Annotated in this window: 12 protein-coding genes and 1 pseudogene; 7 read left to right on the top strand and 6 right to left on the bottom strand. The window is 65.0% G+C overall.

Annotation, left to right across the window (positions count from 1 at the left end):
- Window positions 1–13 precede the first annotated feature (13 nt).
- Complete coding sequence (locus ACWCIA_RS06670; RefSeq protein WP_454161811.1) at window positions 14–3,064, bottom strand: CHASE domain-containing protein; 3,051 nt, start codon at window positions 3,062–3,064, stop codon at window positions 14–16.
- 84 nt (window positions 3,065–3,148) lie between these two features.
- Here ACWCIA_RS06670 and ACWCIA_RS06665 point away from each other — a divergent pair, with 84 nt between their 5' ends.
- A complete protein-coding gene (locus ACWCIA_RS06665) occupies window positions 3,149–5,260 on the top strand; it encodes a prolyl oligopeptidase family serine peptidase (protein ID WP_454161810.1) in 2,112 nt (703 codons plus the stop codon).
- A 30-nt stretch (window positions 5,261–5,290) separates the two neighbouring features.
- Window positions 5,291–5,806: an N-acetyltransferase family protein gene (locus ACWCIA_RS06660; RefSeq protein WP_454161809.1), complete on the top strand. Its 516-nt coding sequence runs from the start codon at window positions 5,291–5,293 to the stop codon at window positions 5,804–5,806.
- 12 nt (window positions 5,807–5,818) lie between these two features.
- Here ACWCIA_RS06660 and ACWCIA_RS06655 read toward each other — a convergent pair whose 3' ends face one another.
- Window positions 5,819–6,424 (bottom strand): acyl-homoserine-lactone synthase, encoded by a 606-nt coding sequence (locus ACWCIA_RS06655; protein WP_454161808.1) that lies wholly within the window; start codon window positions 6,422–6,424, stop codon window positions 5,819–5,821.
- Window positions 6,425–6,636: 212 nt separating this feature from the next.
- Here ACWCIA_RS06655 and ACWCIA_RS06650 point away from each other — a divergent pair, with 212 nt between their 5' ends.
- Complete coding sequence (locus tag ACWCIA_RS06650) at window positions 6,637–6,852, top strand: hypothetical protein (protein WP_454162076.1); 216 nt, start codon at window positions 6,637–6,639, stop codon at window positions 6,850–6,852.
- Here ACWCIA_RS06650 and ACWCIA_RS06645 read toward each other — a convergent pair.
- Both ACWCIA_RS06645 and ACWCIA_RS06640 read right to left on the bottom strand, forming a co-directional pair.
- Window positions 6,827–7,033 carry a LuxR family transcriptional regulator gene (locus ACWCIA_RS06645; protein WP_454162075.1) on the bottom strand — a complete coding sequence of 69 codons (207 nt, stop codon included), beginning with the start codon at window positions 7,031–7,033 and terminating at the stop codon, window positions 6,827–6,829. The genes ACWCIA_RS06650 and ACWCIA_RS06645 overlap by 26 nt on opposite strands.
- A 12-nt stretch (window positions 7,034–7,045) precedes the next feature.
- The gene (locus tag ACWCIA_RS06640) at window positions 7,046–7,561 is read right to left on the bottom strand and encodes an autoinducer binding domain-containing protein (protein WP_454161807.1); all 516 of its coding nucleotides are present in this window, start codon (window positions 7,559–7,561) and stop codon (window positions 7,046–7,048) included.
- 373 nt (window positions 7,562–7,934) lie between these two features.
- Here ACWCIA_RS06640 and ACWCIA_RS06635 point away from each other — a divergent pair, with 373 nt between their 5' ends.
- Both ACWCIA_RS06635 and ACWCIA_RS06630 read left to right on the top strand, forming a co-directional pair.
- Window positions 7,935–12,854, top strand: a complete 4,920-nt coding sequence (locus ACWCIA_RS06635; RefSeq protein WP_454161806.1) for a HAMP domain-containing protein — start codon at window positions 7,935–7,937, stop codon at window positions 12,852–12,854.
- Window positions 12,842–13,693 (top strand): CheR family methyltransferase, encoded by an 852-nt coding sequence (locus ACWCIA_RS06630; RefSeq protein ID WP_454161805.1) that lies wholly within the window; start codon window positions 12,842–12,844, stop codon window positions 13,691–13,693. Before ACWCIA_RS06635 ends, ACWCIA_RS06630 begins: the two co-directional genes overlap by 13 nt.
- A gap of 79 nt (window positions 13,694–13,772) precedes the next feature.
- On the opposite strand, the gene ACWCIA_RS06625 is transcribed toward ACWCIA_RS06630, so the two are convergent.
- Complete coding sequence (locus tag ACWCIA_RS06625) at window positions 13,773–14,399, bottom strand: glutathione S-transferase family protein (protein WP_454161804.1); 627 nt, start codon at window positions 14,397–14,399, stop codon at window positions 13,773–13,775.
- A gap of 72 nt (window positions 14,400–14,471) precedes the next feature.
- On the bottom strand, window positions 14,472–16,046 hold the full coding sequence (glpD, locus tag ACWCIA_RS06620; RefSeq protein WP_454161803.1) for a glycerol-3-phosphate dehydrogenase: 1,575 nt from the start codon (window positions 16,044–16,046) through the stop codon (window positions 14,472–14,474).
- 184 nt (window positions 16,047–16,230) lie between these two features.
- Between glpD and ACWCIA_RS06615 the strand changes: the two are divergent.
- Window positions 16,231–16,350, top strand: a pseudogene (locus ACWCIA_RS06615) (phosphohydrolase); the annotation flags it as partial.
- A 181-nt stretch (window positions 16,351–16,531) separates the two neighbouring features.
- Window positions 16,532–18,052, top strand: coding sequence for a gamma-mobile-trio recombinase GmtY (gmtY, locus tag ACWCIA_RS06610; protein ID WP_454161802.1), 1,521 nt, complete (start codon window positions 16,532–16,534; stop codon window positions 18,050–18,052).

The raw sequence follows: 18,052 nt of genomic DNA, 5'->3' as shown, positions 1-18,052 counted from the left end.
GAAACCAGCCCGCTTATTTCCCGTCCGTGGCGCGTGCGCCAAGTTCCGCCGGGACTTGCCGTTCGAGGCGCGCAAAGATGCTGCGCAGACGCGCGCTCAGGGCCCGCGCCTGGGCAATTGCACCAGGTTTATCCGGGCGTTTGTCCTGCTGTTCCAGCTCGTGGCAGGCATCGGCAAACGCCATCGCCCCGACCGCGCGCGCCGACGATTTCACGCGGTGGGCGCAGGCGCCGGCGCGCGCCAGGTCGTTCGATGCCAGCGCGCTATCGATCTCGGCCAGCCCTTCGCGCGCGCTGTCGAGGAACATGAAGGCGAACTTGCGCATCTTCTCGCGTTCGTGGCCGAAGGTAGTGCCCAGCACCTGGAGGTCGAGCAGCGGCGCCGCGCCCGCTGCCGCACCCGGGGCGGCCGGCGCCGGCGGCGGCGCGGGCCTGGCGGCGCGCGCCCGCCTGGTGCTGCGCACGATCGTCGCCACCAGGTGCTCGGGCGCCACCGGCTTGGACAGGAATTCGTCCATGCCCGCGGCCATGCAGCGCTCCTGGTCGACCACGCCGGCGTTGGCCGTCATGGCGATGACGACCGTGTCCTGCAAGGCCGGGTCGGCGCGGATGCGGCGCGTGGCCTCGAAGCCGTCCATCACCGGCATCTGCACGTCCATCAGCACGCAGTCGAAGGCTTGCGCCCGCAGGCGCTCGAGGGCCTCGGCGCCGTCGCCGGCGACGACGACCAGCGCGCCGGCGGCTTCGAGCAGCTCGCGCCCGACCTGCTGGCTGAAGACGTTGTCCTCGACCAGCAGGACCGCGCGGCCGTCCAGTCGGGCCGGCTGGGCCGCCGGGTTCGACGCTGCGCGGCGCACCGGCTTCCCTCCCTGCCCCAGGCGCGCCGTGAACCAGAAGGTGCTGCCGCGCCCCGGCTCGCTCTCGACCCCGACCTCCCCTCCCATCAGCTCGGCGAGCTGCTTGCTGATCACCAGGCCCAGCCCGGTGCCGCCGTAGCGCCGCGTGGTCGACGGATCGGCCTGGTGGAAAGGCGTGAACAACTGGCCCAGCTCCGCCGGATCGATGCCGATGCCGCGGTCCTGCACCTCGAAGCGCACCAGCGTTTCGTGGCCGAAGGCGCGCAGGGCATGGGCGCGGATGGTGATGCTGCCGCGCTCGGAAAACTTGATGGCGTTCCCCGTGAAGTTCAGCAGCACCTGTTCCAGCCGCAGCGGGTCGCCGCGCAGGGGACGCGCCAGCTCGGGCGCGACTTCGAATTCGAGGCGCAGTCCTTTGGCGGCGGCCGCTTCGCCGAGCTGGGTCTCGAGGTTGCCCAGCAGCGCATCGAGCCGGAAGTCGACCAGTTCCAGCTCGAGGCGGCCGGCCTCGATCTTCGAAAAGTCGAGGATGTGGTTGATGATGCCCAGCAGGTGCTGGCCGGAGTGGCCGATCTTTTCCAGGTAGTCGCGCTGTTTCGGGTCGGTGGCCGCCTTGAGCGCCAGGTGGGTCATGCCGATGATGCTGTTCATCGGCGTGCGGATCTCGTGGCTCATGTTGGACAGGAACTCGCTCTTGGCCTGGTTGGCCGCGTCCGCCCTGGCCTTGAGCTGGTGCAGCTCGGTGACGTCGGTTGCCACGCACAGCACGCCGCTGACGTCGCCGTCGAGGCGCACCGGCACCTTCACTTCCCACATCTGGCGCGCCACCCCGCCCGGCAGCATGATTTCGATCTGGCTGGCGCGCCGGGTGCCGTCGAACACGGCCCGTTCGCGCTCCCAGGACTCGTCGGCCAGCTTGCGCGGCGCGACCTCGCGGTCGAGGCGCCCGACGACCTGTTCCGCGCTGCGCCCCAGCAGCTGCGCCATCTTGGCGTTCACGTAGCGAAAGCGCCGGTCGCGGTCCTTCATGAAGACGAAGGCGTCGAGGTTGTCGAGCACCGTATCGAGCAGGGTGCGCTGTTCGATGGCGCCGCGGCGCGACCAGTACAGGGTCAGGAACAGGCCGTGGACCAGCAGGGTCGCCAGCACGCCGGCGCCGAAGGCGAGCAGCGGGAAGCGGCGGTCGAGCGGCAGGTAGAGATCGTTTTTCGGCGCGCTGAAATGCGCCTTCCACAGCGCACCGCCGAAATCGACCGGCAGCACCGCGGTGAAGGTGCCGGCGTCGTCCGGCGGCCGGGTGCGCACGGCGCCGTCGCCGTACAGCAGGCGGTCGCCGGCGGCCAGGGCCAGGGTCGGCACGGCGAGATCCCGTCCCGCAACGGACTCCGGCGGGGATGGCGCCGAAAACAGCGACAGCGCGACCTTCGCCTCCCCGACCCCGGCCAGCGCGCCGTCGACCAGCGCCGGCACCGAAAACGCGATGCCGACCCCGCCGACATAGGCCGCGCGGCGCTCGGCCAGCGTGGCGGGGATGGCGCCGCCGCGGTAGACCGGGGCGCGCATGCCCAGCGCGAGGTGGGGCGTGGGCCGCAAGACCAGCATCGGGTGGCCGGACGCGCTCATGGTGCCGGTATCGCGCGAGCGCGCCATCGAGGCGGCCACCAGCGGATTGGCCGTGATGTCCATCCCGAATTTTTCCGGCAGCGCTTCGGGCGGCTCGATGTAGGTCAGGACGTTGTAGCTGGCCCGCCGCCCGGGCGGACGGATCGCGAAGCCGGGATAGCCGCCCGGCTCCAGGCTGCGGTCGGCGCGCACCCGGGCCTCGAAGGCCTCGCGGTCCGCGTCCCGCACCTCATGGGCGTAGGAGACGGCGTCGATCGCAGGATAGTTGGTGCGCAGGTCGAGCGAGGCGACGTAACGGTGGAAGGCCAGCCGCGTGACCGGCTGCTCGCCGGCCGCGAACAGGGCGGCGAGCGCGCGCGTGACTTCGGTATAGGACTTGATGGCGCTGGCCAGCCGCTCCTGGGTGGCGCGGGCGCGGTTGTCGAAACGGCGGCGCGCCTCTTCCTCGACCGCGCGGCTGGCGGCCATGTGCAGGACCGCGCCGACCGCCAGCGCCAGCAGCAGGCCGGCGCCCCACAGCATGGCGCGCGTGGTGCGGCGTGCGCCGCCGGCGGCGCCGATGCTGCGGGTGATCGATGGCCCCATGGACTTGACGGTTGGCTGGAGGACGGAAGATTGTTGATAATATACGTCATCGAAACGCCACGGTGGCGCTCGGCAGTATGACGAATGGATAGCGAACGGATGCGCAAGATGGCGGCGAAGGTAGTCCTTGGATTGGCAAGTGCGCTGACAGGCGCGGGCGCGCAGGCGCAGACGGCGGTGCAAGCGCCTCTGGACCCCTGGCTCTGGCTGGAAGACGTGGCCGGCGAGCGCCCGCTGGCGTGGGTGAAGGAAAAGAACGCCGTGGCCGAACGCGAGCTGGGCGGCCCTGCGCACGAGGCCTTGCGCACGCGCCTGCAGGCCATTCTCGACGCGAAGGAGCGCATTCCCTACGTGCGCCTGCACGGCGACTTCCTCTACAATTTCTGGCGCGACGCCAGCCACGAGCGCGGGATCTGGCGCCGCACCACGCTGGCCGAATACCGCAAGGAAGCACCAGGCTGGGAGACCGTGATCGACCTCGACGCCCTGGCGCGCGACGAGGGCGAGAACTGGGTCTGGGCCGGCGTGACCTGCCTCGAGCCGCGCGGCACGCGCTGCCTGGTGTCGCTCTCGCGCGGCGGCGGCGACGCCGAAGTGATCCGCGAGTTCGACCTGGAAAGCGGCGCCTTCGTGGCGGGCGGCTTCGCCCTGCCCGAGTCGAAAGGCAGCGTCGGCTGGATCGACCAGGACACGCTGTTCGTCGCGACCGATTTCGGGCCGGGCTCGATGACTGCCTCCGGCTATCCGCGCCTGGTCAAGGAGTGGAAGCGCGGCACGCCGCTCGCTGCCGCCGCCCTGGTGTTCGAGGCGCGGCCGGAGGATTTGTCGGCTTCCGCGCACAAGGACAGGACGCCCGGCTTCGAGCGCGAATTCGTGACGCGCCAGATCGGCTTCTACAGCAGCGAGCTGTTCCTGCGCGAAGGCGGCCGCCTGGTCAAAATCGACAAGCCCGAGGACGCCAACGCGTACGCGGTGCGCGACCAGTTGCTGATCGAGCTGCGCTCGAACTGGACGCTGGGCGGGCGCACCTGGCCGCAGGGCGCGCTGCTGGCCATCGATTTCGAGCGCTTCATGCGCGGCGAACGCGACTTCGAACTGCTGTTCGCGCCGACCGCAACCAGTTCGCTCGACGGCGTTACGGCCGTGCGCGGGGCGGTCCTGCTGACGGTGCTCGACAACGTGAAGAACCGCATCGTCGAACTGCGCCGCGAGGGCAAGGCATGGCAGCGCCGCGACGTGGCGGCGCCGGCCATCGGCACGCTGGGAGTGGCGGCGCTCGACGAAATCGAATCCGACCAATACTTCCTGAGCGTCACCGACTTCCTGACCCCGACCACGCTCTACCTCGGCACGGCGGGCACGGACGCGCGCGACAAGCTGAAGGCGATGCCCGCCTGGTTCGACCCGCAACCGTACACCGTGTCCCAGTTCCAGGCGCGCTCGAAGGACGGCACGATGGTGCCCTATTTCGTCGTCATGGACCGCAAGACGAAACACGACGGCAAGACCCCGACCCTGCTCTACGGCTACGGCGGCTTCGAGGTGTCGCTCAAACCCGCCTACAGCGGCATGATCGGCGCCGGCTGGCTCGAGCAAGGCGGCGCCTACGTGCTGGCCAACATCCGCGGCGGCGGCGAGTTCGGCCCGCGCTGGCACCAGGCGGCACTCAAGGAACAGCGGCAGAAGGCCTTCGACGACTTCCTCGCGGTGGCCAAGGACCTCATCCGGCGCAAGATCAGCAGCCCGCGCCACCTCGGCATCATGGGCGGCAGCAACGGCGGCCTGCTGGTCGGCGCCGCCCTCACCCAGCGCCCCGACCTGTTCAATGCCGTCGTCTGCCAGGTGCCGCTGCTCGACATGCGGCGCTACCACAAGCTGCTGGCGGGCGCCTCGTGGATGGGCGAGTACGGCGACCCGGACGATCCGAAGCAGTGGGAATTCATCGGCAAGTACTCGCCCTACCAGAATGTTTTCAAGGACAAGCACTATCCGCGTGTCTTATTTACGACATCGACCCGCGACGACCGGGTCCATCCCGGCCATGCGCGCAAGATGGCGGCGCTGATGGGCGACCAGGGCCACGACGTGCTGTACTGGGAAAACACGGAAGGCGGCCATGCCGGCGCCGCCAACAACACCCAGCAGGCGAGGATGTGGGCCCTGACCTATTCCTTCCTGCGCAAGCAGCTCGAATAACCCCTTCTCTATATAAGGGCAGAGTTCCAGATGACGCTTTCCTGCAACACCGTAACGGTTCGCCCACTGGCGGGCAGCGAATGGCCGCTGTACCGCGAGCTGCGCCTGCGCGCCCTGGCGGATGCGCCGGCGGCCTTCGGCAGCACGCTGGCGGCCGAGCAGGAGCGCACCGATGCGGACTGGGCCTGGCGCCTGGGCCTGGCGGCGAACTCGGGGCGCGACCTGCCGCTGGTGGCCGAAGTCGACGGCGTCCAGGCGGGATTGGCCTGGGCCAAGTTCGATGCCAACGACGGCCAGCTGGTGAACCTGTTCCAGATGTGGGTGGCGCCCGAATGCCGCGGCCGGGGCGTGGCGGCGGCGCTGCTCGACGGAGCCATCGCCTGGGCGCGCTCGCGCAAGGCGCGCACGATGCAGCTGGGGGTCATGAACGGGAACGATGCGGCGCGGCGCCTCTACGAGCGCGCCGGATTCGTCGCGGCCGGCGCCCCCGAACCGACACGGCCCGGGGATGCGCGGCTGGAACAGATGATGCTGCTGGTGTTGTAAAGACCCAGGCTGTCAGCTTGCGAGCCGCGTCTCGTACAGGTGCAGGGCATCGCAGGTCGGTTCGATATCCACATACAGGGCGACTGCCGTTTCCACCCCGATCACCAGCGGCGGGCCGAGGCGCTCGGTGACGACGCCGGCACGGCGCAGCAGGCGTTCGATGGCGGTCGTGGTCACCGTCACATAACGCTCGATGCCGTGCTCGTGGCCGTAGCGGATGATCGCGGCGATCGACTCCATCGTAATTTCGGAAAAACCGAAATGGTCGCTGCCGCCCGTTTCGATCGCAAAGCGCGACAGTTCCCAGATGTGCTCGTCGCGGGGCGCCGCCTGTCCATGCAGCAGTTGCGGGAACGAATCCTTCAGCATGTAGGGGCCGTCGGTCGGCAACAGGCGCCAGCAGCCGCGCAGGTTGCCCCGCAGTTGTCCCGTATCCGGCTCGCGCATCATCATGTAGTGCGGTTCGAGCGCGTCGTATCCGTCGATTTCCATTCCGGACAAGACCGGCACTTCCCAGCCAAGCCGGCCCTGGAACACTTTTGCGCGAAGCGTGTGCATCTCCCACAGATCGCGGGATTTAAATTCGCGCCGTGCTGCGATATCGATTTGCAGTGCCATTTCGTTCTCCCTTGGTTATTGACCAAAAAACATATGCGACAGGCATAAAGACTCATGCAATTCGGGCAGGAGCGGTACTAGCAAGTTTGCTAGGTGGCTACGAAGTAACACAGTGGAATACTGGGCTTTTCACCCGAACAACCAGGAGAGACGCCATGCCAAACGACTTCATCAGCGAATCCATGCTTGCCCGTCCGGGCGTGAACAGCGCCATGCAGATGCCCATGCCCGTGCGTGCGCCGCACGTCGACCTGCGGCAGTTCCGCATCAGCAAGCGTGAAAGTCAGGAAAAATTCTGGGGCCGTTTCGGCGTGACCCAGTCGAGCGGCAGCCGCTTCGAGACGGGCCTGGCGATTCCGGCCCCGGTGGCGATCCTGTTGAAGCTTTACGTCAACGGCAAGCTCAACGATGGCGATCTTCAGGGTTGAGCAAACCCAGCGAGATGGCCTTGACCACCGCCTGCTGACGTGTGTTGACGTTGAACTTCTGACGCACGTTAGCCAGGTGGAAGTTGACGGTCGCCTCGGAACAACGGGTGATCATCGAGATCTCCCATGAGGACTTGCCCGCCATGACCCACTGAAGCACTTCCAGCTCCCGCTTGGTCAGGCGCGGCGCCGCTTAGCCGCCGCCCTGGTCGATGAAGCGGGTCGAGGATGCGAATGCATAGTCGCGCACCAGCGTCAGCATCGGCATCACATGCGCGATCTCGCGTTCGAAGCCTTCCCCGGGCGCTGCGTCGGACGCAAAACTGAGCACGCCGAATTCCCCGTTCGGGCCATGGATCGGCAGCGTCGCGCCGGTACGGATGCCATGGCCGCAGGCTTCCTCGTACAGGGCCCGCCCTGCGTCGGTGGAGAAGGCTTCCGGCTCCCATATCATCGGCAGCGTGCTGACCAGGCAGTGGCCGACGGTCGGGTCGACATAGGCGAGGCGTTCGGCGTCGTAGCGCTCGCGCCATTCGGCGGAATAATTACTCTGCAGGAAAGCACGTTCCAATTGCTCGTGGCGCGAATGGACAACGCCGAACAAAACCTGTTCGAAGCCGAGGTCGCGCCCGAGCGAAAACAAGGTCCGCTGCCACGCGTCCGTGTTCTGTGACTCCAACAGCTGCACGAGTTGTGCAGTTTCCACCATAGCCTTTGCTCGCTTCTTAAATGAGCGGCACATGCTAGCGCATACATGCCTTGGTAGCATGCATCCTAGCAAGTTTAGCAACCTTTATGAACTTGTGGTCACTTATTTTTGTAGTAGGCGCGCAACGTTATTCATAGGGCATAAATCAATCGTGCGCGGTGGAAATCACTTTTCCGCTACCCTCCAGCGCTGGTTTCTGAACATTCCCTAAATGCAAGTTTTATTCTGGCCTAAAGCTTGACTTGATCTCGCACAAGAGTAACCTTCCATACTTTCCGTTTAACAGTTTCTCCAACGCGACACATACGCCCCGGCTTATGCTCCGCCGCGACAAGAATACCGTCTTACTTTCCAAAACAAGGATTACACGTCGATGAACACAATGACCGACATGGCCGAACAGCTGGATGTCAAGCTCCTGCTCGCAACGCTGATGGCCCTGAAAAAGGGTGACTTCTCGGTACGCATGCCTTCCGACTGGACGGGCGTGTCGGGCAAGATCGCCGACACCCTGAACGACATCATCGAGACCAAGTCGAAGATGGTCGAGGCGGTGACCGAAGTGTCGCGCGTGGTCGGCCGCGAGGGCCACCTGACCCAGCGCGCCGACGTGCCGGGCGTGGTCGGCGGCTGGAGCACCATCATTAGCTCCGTCAACACCCTGATCGACGACCTGGTGCGCCCGACCACGGAAATGGCGCGCGTCATCGGCGCCGTGGCGAAAGGCGATCTGTCGCAGACGATGGCGCTGGAAGTCGACGGCCACCCGCTGAAGGGCCAGTACCTGCGCGCGGCGACGACCGCGAACACGATGGTGGAACAGCTCTCCTCCTTCTCTTCCGAAGTGACGCGCGTGGCGCGAGAGGTCGGGACGGAAGGTAAACTCGGTGGACAGGCACAGGTGAAAGGTGTGGCGGGTACCTGGAAGGACTTGACCGACTCGGTGAACTCGATGGCGGGTAACCTGACGTCCCAGGTGCGTAACATCGCGGAAGTGACGACCGCCGTGGCGAACGGCGACTTGTCGAAGAAGATTACCGTGGACGTGCGCGGCGAGATCCTGCAGCTGAAGGACACCATCAACGTCATGGTGGACCAGCTGCGTTCCTTCGCATCCGAGGTGACCCGTGTGGCGCGTGAGGTGGGTACGGAAGGCAAGCTGGGCGGCCAGGCATACGTGCCGGGCGTGGGCGGTACCTGGAAGGACTTGACCGACAACGTGAACTTCATGGCGTCGAACCTGACGGGCCAGGTGCGTAACATCGCGGCGGTGACGACCGCGGTGGCGAACGGCGACTTGTCGAAGAAAATTACCGTGGACGTCAAGGGCGAGATTCTCGAACTGAAGAACACGATTAACGTCATGGTGGACCAGCTGTCCTCCTTCGCATCCGAGGTGACCCGAGTCGCCCGAGAGGTGGGTACCGAGGGCAAGCTGGGCGGACAGGCGCAGGTGAAGGGCGTCGCGGGTACCTGGAAGGACTTGACCGACTCGGTGAACTCGATGGCGGGTAACCTGACGGGCCAGGTGCGTAACATTGCGGACGTGACCACCGCGGTGGCAAACGGCGACTTGTCCAAGAAGATTACGGTGGACGTGAAGGGCGAGATTCTCGAGCTGAAGAACACGATCAACGTCATGGTCGACCAGCTGAACTCCTTCGCATCCGAGGTGACCCGCGTCGCACGAGAGGTCGGTACCGAGGGCCGCCTGGGCGGCCAGGCGAACGTGCCCGGCGTTGCGGGTACCTGGAAGGACTTGACCGACGGCGTGAACTCGATGGCGGGTAACCTGACGGGCCAGGTGCGTAACATTGCGGACGTGACGACCGCGGTGGCGAACGGCGACCTGTCGAAGAAGATTACCGTGGACGTGAAGGGCGAGATTCTCGAACTGAAGAACACGATTAACGTCATGGTCGACCAGTTGTCCTCGTTCGCATCCGAGGTGACCCGTGTGGCACGTGAGGTGGGTACCGAAGGTAAGCTGGGCGGCCAGGCATACGTGCCAGGCGTCGGCGGTACCTGGAAGGACTTGACCGACAACGTGAACTTCATGGCGTCGAACCTGACGGGCCAGGTGCGTAACATCGCGGCGGTGACGACCGCGGTGGCGCGTGGTGACTTGTCGAAGAAGATTACCGTGGACGTGAAGGGCGAGATTCTCGAACTGAAGGACACGATCAACGTCATGGTCGACCAGCTGTCCTCCTTCGCATCCGAGGTGACGCGAGTCGCCCGTGAGGTGGGCACCGAAGGCAAGCTGGGTGGACAGGCAAACGTGTCGGGTGTGGCAGGTACCTGGAAGGACTTGACCGAGAACGTCAACCAGCTGGCGGCAAACCTGACCAACCAGATGCGCGCCATTGGTGAGGTGGCGACCGCGGTGACCCGTGGTGACTTGTCGCGTTCGATTCAGGTCGAAGCGCGCGGCGAGGTGTCCTACCTGAAGGACAACATCAACGAGATGATTCGTAACCTGAAGGAGACCACGCAGAAGAACGCGCAGCAGGATTGGCTCAAGACTAACCTTGCCCGCTTCACGCGACTCCTGCAGGGCCAGCGCGACCTGGGCGCGGTGACCAAGCTGATTCTCTCCGAACTGGCTCCGCTGGTTTCGGCGCACCACGGCGTGTTCTACATGATGGACTCGCAGGAGGCCGACGCACGCCTGCGCATGATCGCCTCCTACGGCTACCGTTCGAACCGCAAGCTGCCGACCTCCTTCCTGCCGGGCGAAGGCCTGGTGGGCCAGTGCGCGGTCGAGAAGACCCGTATCTGGCTGACCGACGTGCCGCGCGATTACATCGTGGTGTCCTCGGGCCTGGGCTCGGCGCCGCCGAACAACATCGTCGTGCTGCCTATCCTGTTCGAACAGCAGGTCAAGGCGGTCATCGAAATCGCATCGCTGGACCGCTTCACCGAAACCCACCTGTCCTTCCTCGACCAGCTGATGGAGTCGATCGGCGTCGTCCTGAACACGATCGAGGCGAACAGCCGTACCGAGTCGCTGCTGACCCAGTCGCAGTCGCTGGCGCAGGAACTGCAGCAGACCAACCAGGAACTGGCGGAGAAGGCGCGCCTGCTGTCCGAGCAGAACATCGAGGTGGAACGCAAGAACCGCGAGGTGGAACAGGCGAAGCTGGCGCTGGAAGAAAAGGCGACCCAGCTGGCCCTGTCCTCGAAGTACAAGTCCGAGTTCCTGGCCAACATGTCGCACGAACTGCGTACTCCGTTGAACTCGCTCCTGATCCTGGCGCAGCAGCTCTCGGATAACCCCGAGGGCAACCTGTCGGGCAAGCAGGTGGAATTCGCAAAGACCATCCACGGCTCCGGTTCCGACCTGCTGACCCTGATTAACGACATTCTCGACCTCTCGAAGATCGAGTCCGGTACCGTTACCCTGGACGTGTCGGAGTACCGCTTCGCCAACCTGCGCAACTACGTGGACCGCACCTTCCGCCACATGGCCGAAGCCAAGCACCTCGGCTTCCAGGTCGCGCTGGCGGACAACCTGCCGACCGCGGTGATGACGGATACGACGCGCCTGCAGCAGGTCCTGAAGAACCTGCTGTCGAATGCGTTCAAGTTCACCAGCCATGGCCAGGTGTCCCTGAACATCAGCCTGGTCACCAGCGGCTGGACCGCCGACCACCCGCACCTGCTGCATGCGGACGCCGTGCTGGCGTTCTCGGTCAGCGATACCGGCGTCGGCATCCCGTCCGACAAGCTGCAGCTGATCTTCGAAGCCTTCCAGCAGGCCGACGGCTCGACCGCCCGCAAGTACGGCGGCACCGGCCTGGGCCTGTCGATTTCGCGCGAACTGGCGCGACTGCTGGGCGGCGAAATTCGGGTTGAGAGCACAGTGAACGTGGGTTCGATCTTTACTCTCTACCTGCCGTACAACCGCGCCGGCTTCATCAACTACGAAGCGACCCGCCAGCCGCAGCCGGCCCGCCTGGTGGCGCCGAGCGCTGCGCCCGTCGCCGCCCCTGTCGTGTATGCCCTGCCCGACGCGGCCGAGAACGGCAACGTGGCCACGATCGAAGTCCAGGCGCCGACCAACAGCAACCTGGTCGAATACGCCTCGATGCTGGACGACCGCGGCCTGATCGCCCCGGGCGACCCGTCGGTGCTGATCGTGGAAGACGACGACCGCTTCGCCAAGACCGTGCTGGAACTCGCGCGCGAGAAGAACTTCAAGGGCATCGTCACCCACCGCGGCGACTCGGCCCTGTCGCTGGCGCGCGATTACCTGCCGTCCGCGATCCTGCTCGACATCGACCTGCCGGACATCGACGGCTTCACGGTGCTCGACCGCCTCAAGCGCGACCCGAGCACCCGCCACATCCCGGTGCACGTGGTCTCGGCACTGCGCGAGCGCGAACGTGCGCTGCGCCAGGGCGCGATCTCCTTCCTGAACAAACCGGTGGAACGCGAGGTCCTGGAAGATGAATTCAACCGAATCCAGAAGTTCCTGGTCGGCGGCAAGCGTTCGCTGCTGGTGGTCGAGGACGACATGGCCCAGCGCGAGGCGATCGTTTCCCTGATCGGCGACAGCGACCTGAACATGGTGACCGTGGAGACGGGCAAGGCCGCGATGGAAGCGCTGGACAGCCAGCACTTCGACTGCATGGTGCTGGACCTGACCCTGCCCGACATCTCCGGCTTCGACCTGCTCGACGAAATCGGCAAGAAACCGGCCCTGCGCGACCTGCCGATCGTGATCTACACCGCGCAGGAACTCTCGCGCAAGGAAGTCACGAAGCTCAAGAAGTACGCGAAGACCATCGTCATCAAGGATGCGCGCTCGCCGGAACGCCTGCTCGACGAAACGGCGCTGTTCCTGCACCGCTCGCACGCCTCGCTGCCGGAACTGCAGCGCAAGATGCTGGAAGAGATCCACGCGCTCGACGGCGGCCTGGCCGGACGCAAGGTGCTGATCGTCGACGATGACCTGCGCAACATCTTCGCCCTGTCCTCGCTGCTGGAGCGCCAGCAGATGCAAGTGCTCTTCGCCGAGAACGGCCGCGACGGCATCGAGGTGCTGGAAAAGGATCCGACCATCGAGATCGTCCTGATGGACATCATGATGCCGGAGATGGACGGCTACGACACGATGCGCGCGATCCGCCGCATTCCGAAGTTCAAGTCGCTGCCGATCATCACCCTGACCGCGAAAGCGATGAAGGGCGACCGCGACAAGTGCATCGCCGCCGGCGCGTCGGACTACATCACCAAGCCGGTCGATGTGGCCCAGCTGCTGTCGCTGATGCGGGTGTGGCTGCATTGACCGCCTTTGCCGCCTTCGCCGCTTCGCTGGCCGTAGAAGAGCTGGAGATCGACCTGTTGCTGGAAGCCCTCTTCCAGCGCCACGGCTACGATTTCCGGGACTACGACCGCCAGCTGGTGCGGCGTAAACTCCTCGCGGTGATGGAGGCGCGCGAGCTCAAGACGGTCTCCTCCCTGCAGGAGCGGGTGCTGCACGAACCCGGTGCGGCATCAAGCGTGCTGCGCGCGCTGAGCGTGGCGCCCGGCGCCCTCTTCGACGACCCGGCCTGTGCCAGGGCCGCGCGCGAGGTGCTGGGCGCGAACCTGCGTTCGTCGGCCGTGCCCAAGGTGTGGCTGCCCGAGTGCGCGGGCGTGGGCGAAGCCTGGACGCTGGCCATCCTGCTGCACGAGGAAGGCCTGCTGGCGCGCACCGAGATCTTCGCCACGCTCGCCAACGAAGAGCTGCTGGCCGAGGTGCGCGACGCCAGCATCGACGCCGCCGAATTGCCGGCGCTGCAGGAGAACTACCTGCTTGCCGGCGGCAGCGGCGCGCTGGCCGATTATTTCGAGCTGCGCGACGGCCGCGCCCTGCTCCTGCCGCGCCTGCGCGCGCGCATCACCTGGGCCGGCTACAACCTGGTGACCGACGCCTCGTTCAACGAGTTCCAGGCCATCGTCTGCTGCCGCGCCCTGGCCGACTTCGGCCCGATGCTGCGCCAGCGCGCGCTGCGCCTGTTCTTCGAGAGCCTGTCGCGCTTCGGCGTGCTCGGGATCGACCGTGAACTGGCGCCGGGCGATGCGCATGCGGGGGCGTACCAGCCGCTGCTGGGGGCGTTGCCTTGGTATCGGCGGGTGGGGTGAACCTGATGTGATGGGGGCGGCGTTGCCGCCCTTTTTTTTTCGCCTCTGGCCGCGCGCCCACCCTACGCGACCCTCCGCGTTATTTCGACCCCACCGCGCTCGGCCGCTCCGCGATGCGGTCGCGCCAGGCCTGCAGGTGGGCCATCCCCTCCTCGCCCGGCCGGAATTTCAGCAAGCCCTTCCCGAACTCGAGCGCGCAGAAGGCGGTGATGTCGGCGATGGTGAAACGCTCGCCGGCCACATAGGGCTGGCGCGCCAGCACCTGGTCGAGCCAGCGCGCGGTGATGCGCATCTTGTCGGCCTGGGCGGCGCCGTAGTCCTTGAACTGCGGCTGCTCCAGCGGCGCCAGCGCCGGGTGCGAGTGGCGTGCGCCGTGGGCGGTTTCGAGCAGCAGGTGCAGTTCCATGCGGCGGTCGGCCATCTCGATGAAGGCGCGCTCTTCGAAATCGACGCCCATCAGGTTCGGCTCCGGCTGCATCCCTTCGAGCCAGGTGCAGATCGCCCGCGTTTCGCTCAGGACGCGGCCGTCGTCGAATTCCAGCGCCGGCACGCGCCCGAGCGGGTTCTTGGCCAGGAAGCTTTCCGTGCGCTGCTCGCCCTTGAGGATGTCGATGTTCACCGTGTCGATGCCGGTGATGCCTTTTTCGAGGATGAACATGGCGACCCGGCGCGGGTTCGGGGCGTGCGGGCTGATGTACAGTTTCATGGGTCTCCTTCCGGTTGTTATTGGCCAGGCAATCATAGCCGATTCCATTGCTGGCCTAGCGACACGGAGCGCTTACGGCACCGGCGCCGCCTGCCGTGCCCCCATCCACTCGCCGAGCCATGCATCGAGCACGGCGGCGCTGCCCGGCGCCAGGTGCAGCCCCAGCTTGGTGCGGCGCCACAGGATGTCGTCCGCGCTCCGCGCCCACTCGTGGCGTACCAGGTAGTCGATTTCCGCCTGGTGGAGGCCGGGCAGCACTTCGGGGCCGAGCTCGTCCAGGCTGCGCCTGCGCGCCAGCAGGGTATCGATGCGGGTGCCGTAGGCGCGGGCCCATCGTTCCAGCAGGCGCGGCGGCAGCCAGGGGTAGCAGGCCGCCTGGCGTGCGTGCCAGGCGCCGAATTCGAGCACGCCGCGCTTGTCCGGGCCGGTGCCGAACAGGTCGCCGCCGGGCAGGCAGGCGTGCGCGGTCCAGGCCGGGGCGGCGTGCCCGAGCGCCGCGGCGATGCGGTCCACCGCGTCCTCGGCGAGCTTGCGGCTGGTGGTGATCTTGCCCCCGAAGACGGACAGCAGCGGGGCCCTGTCGCCGGCGGCGCCATCGAGTTCGAGCCGGTAGTCGCGCGTGGCGGCCGACGCGTGGGCGGCCGCATCCTCGACCAGCGGGCGCACGCCGGCATAGCTCCAGACCACGTCGGCCGGGGCGATGCTGCGGCTGAAATAGCGGTTGGCGAGCTGGCACAGGTAGGCCGTTTCCTCGGCGCTGATCGCCACCCGGTCGAGGTCGCCGCGGTAATCGAGGTCGGTCGTGCCGATCAGCGTGTAGGCACCCTCGTAGGGCAGCGCGAACACGATGCGCCCGTCCGGGTGCTGGAAGATGTAGGCGTGCGGATGCTCGAACAGGCGCGGCACCACGATGTGGCTGCCCTTGATCAGGCGCAGCGTGCGCCCGGCCTTGGCAGCTGATGTGGCGCCCTGCAGGAAGTGCGCCGCCCAGGGCCCGGCGGCGTTGACCAGCAGGCACGCCGTGACCTGCAGGCGCCCGCCGGCCGTGTCGATGGCCGCGCTCCAGCCCCCCGGCCGGCGCTGCGGCGGCGCGCAGCGGGCGCGGGTGAGGATGGTGGCGCCGCGCTCGCGCGCGTCGAGCGCGTTGAGCACCACCAGCCGGGCATCGTCGACCCAGCCGTCGGAATACATGAAGCCGCGCGTGAAGCGCGGCTGCAGGGGTGCGCCGGCCGGATGGCTGCGCAGGTCGAGGCCGTGCGAGCCGGGCAGGAATTCGCGCCGCGCCAGCCGGTCGTAGAGGAAAAGCCCGGTGCGGATCAGCCAGGCCGGCCGCGCCCCCGGGCCCTCCCCCCGCTCGTGCGGCATCACGAAGCGCAGCGGGCGCATGATGTGGGGCGCGCAGCGCAGCAGGGTTTCGCGCTCGATCAGGGCCTTGCGCACCAGGCCGAATTCGTAGTGCTCGAGGTAGCGCAGCCCGCCGTGGATGAGTTTGCTCGACGCCGACGAGGTATGCCCGGCCAGGTCGTCCTTCTCGCACAGCACCACGCGCAGGCCGCGGCCGGCGGCATCGCGCGCGATCGCCGCGCCGTTGATGCCGCCGCCGACGATCAGCACGTCGCAATCGAATCGCTTCACCGCTTCGTCCACGGCGTTCTCCTGAAGAGTCGCAAACCGGTCCAGTGTATTTGCGGCGCCCGCCGATCATGTTCGCATAGATCAAGGCGTCCGGGTTCCCGTCGCTCTGCCCCCTCATGCGGCCCGATGTGTAAAATCGGGGCATGACGCCAACAACGAGTGCCCACTGATGGTCCAGCAACGCGCCTGGGTGCGCATGCCTTCCGGGAAGCGGCTCGACCTGCTCAATCCGACCCCCTTCGACTGGGACGACGCCGACCTCGCGCTCGGCCTGGCCCGTACCTACCGCTGGGGCGGCCATTCTGCCTGGCCGCTGTTATGGACCACGATCTACACATAACAATTGCCCCTGCAACATCCGTGCGCAAAGCATAAATACCTGATTTTGCGAGCATTTCTCCTCACATCAACCGTCACCTGCACTACAATGCTATCCGCAATAACAATTGCATATAGGAAAGTAACGATGGTACACAGGGTGATGACCGAGGGAAGAGATGAGTCACGTACGTATATGGGCACGAGTCAAGCTGGACGATACCGGTAATCTGATCCGCTTACCTGTAATCCTTACATCAAACGACCAACAGCTAGCGCCATTAGAGGCGCTGCTTCGTTTCTTTTTAGTCCGGCACCACGCCCGAAGTCACTCCTGGATGATCAAGTTATGCGAGATTGTGGAGCAATTGTTGCACTATATCGAAGTAAATCATCTGCTTAAAAAGCCTGTTCACCTTTTTGAAGGTTTCGTTGGCGCCTTGTATAACGGGACATTTGACGAGAACGGTGACGATCCAAGCGGACTAAGCTGGTTGCCTTCTAATTCTTCTACGATTAACCCGAAGCTTCACATGCTGGAAGAATTTTCTGACTGGATGGTTCTTAAAGGCTATGTTACTACCCCCTTAAACCCTTGGACCACCGCGACAAACGCTGAGCAGCGGCTGAACTGGATCGCTTGGTACCGCCAGAATCAATATTCATTCTTGGGCCATCTTGGCCAAACTGGAAAGAACGCCGACGAAATGAAACAGGCAAGAATGATTAAATTGCGAAGGCAACCCGCTGGCAATAAAAGCGCTCCCAAAGCTTTTCCTGCGAACTTCGAGGTTGCCTTACTTCGCCACGGGTTCGTTCGCCCAGGAAAAGAAAAAGAAAAAGACATTCTCAAAAAGTTTGACTGGCGCGGAATATGCATTGCTTTGCTGCTGATGTTTGGGGCTAAAAGACTTTCTGAACCTTTTCACCTCTGGAATGGAGACGTTATGGAAAATCCGACCCGCCCCGGCGAAGCCCTGGTCCGTATATATCATCCAGTAGAAGGACAAGCACCCGCGCACCCCACAATTAACGGCCGTCGCGCTCCCAATCGCCAAGCCTATCTCCGCACTTTCTTCCCTGCTTATTCCCCCCGCACTGGCGCTCACGGAAACTACCGCGCAGGTTTTAAGGGCCGAAAAATGACTGATGATAGGGCCAAGTTCATACAAGTGTTTTGGCTTCCTTCGAACATGGCCAGCGCTTTTCTATGGGCGTTTCACAACTACATGCACCAACGTGCAAGCCTTGGGCTAGATGCGTCGAAGCATCCGTTTGCCTTTGTGTCACATAGTGGAGAACACAAAGGTAAGCCATATACCATAAGTTCATTCGAAAGAGCGTGGGAACGCGCAGTAAAACGGATCGGTTTGCCACACGCGAAGTCTTATGGAACGACTCCGCACGGGGGACGACATGGGGCCGGCAATCGGGCTAATAAGGCGGGACTTAGCCCTTACGATGCGCGGGAACTATTCGCCCATAGTTCACTAGAGTCCCAAAAAGTTTACAGGGTTCCAACGCCTGAGCAAGTAACTGATTCAATGGAGGCAGCAACTAACCGAATCGAAGGAAAAATCGGTGCTGCTGAGAACGGCGAGAGACCAATCAACGAGATATCTGGTTGGGCAGACCTTTGGCAGATTGACGACGAGTGGGAAAAATACCGGGGCAAGGGCAAATTTCAGCAAAATAAATAA

It is taken from the genome of Massilia sp. SYSU DXS3249, assembly GCF_053668055.1.
The sequence above is the reverse complement of the archived record's forward strand: the minus strand, read 5'-3'. Positions and strand labels throughout refer to the sequence as shown.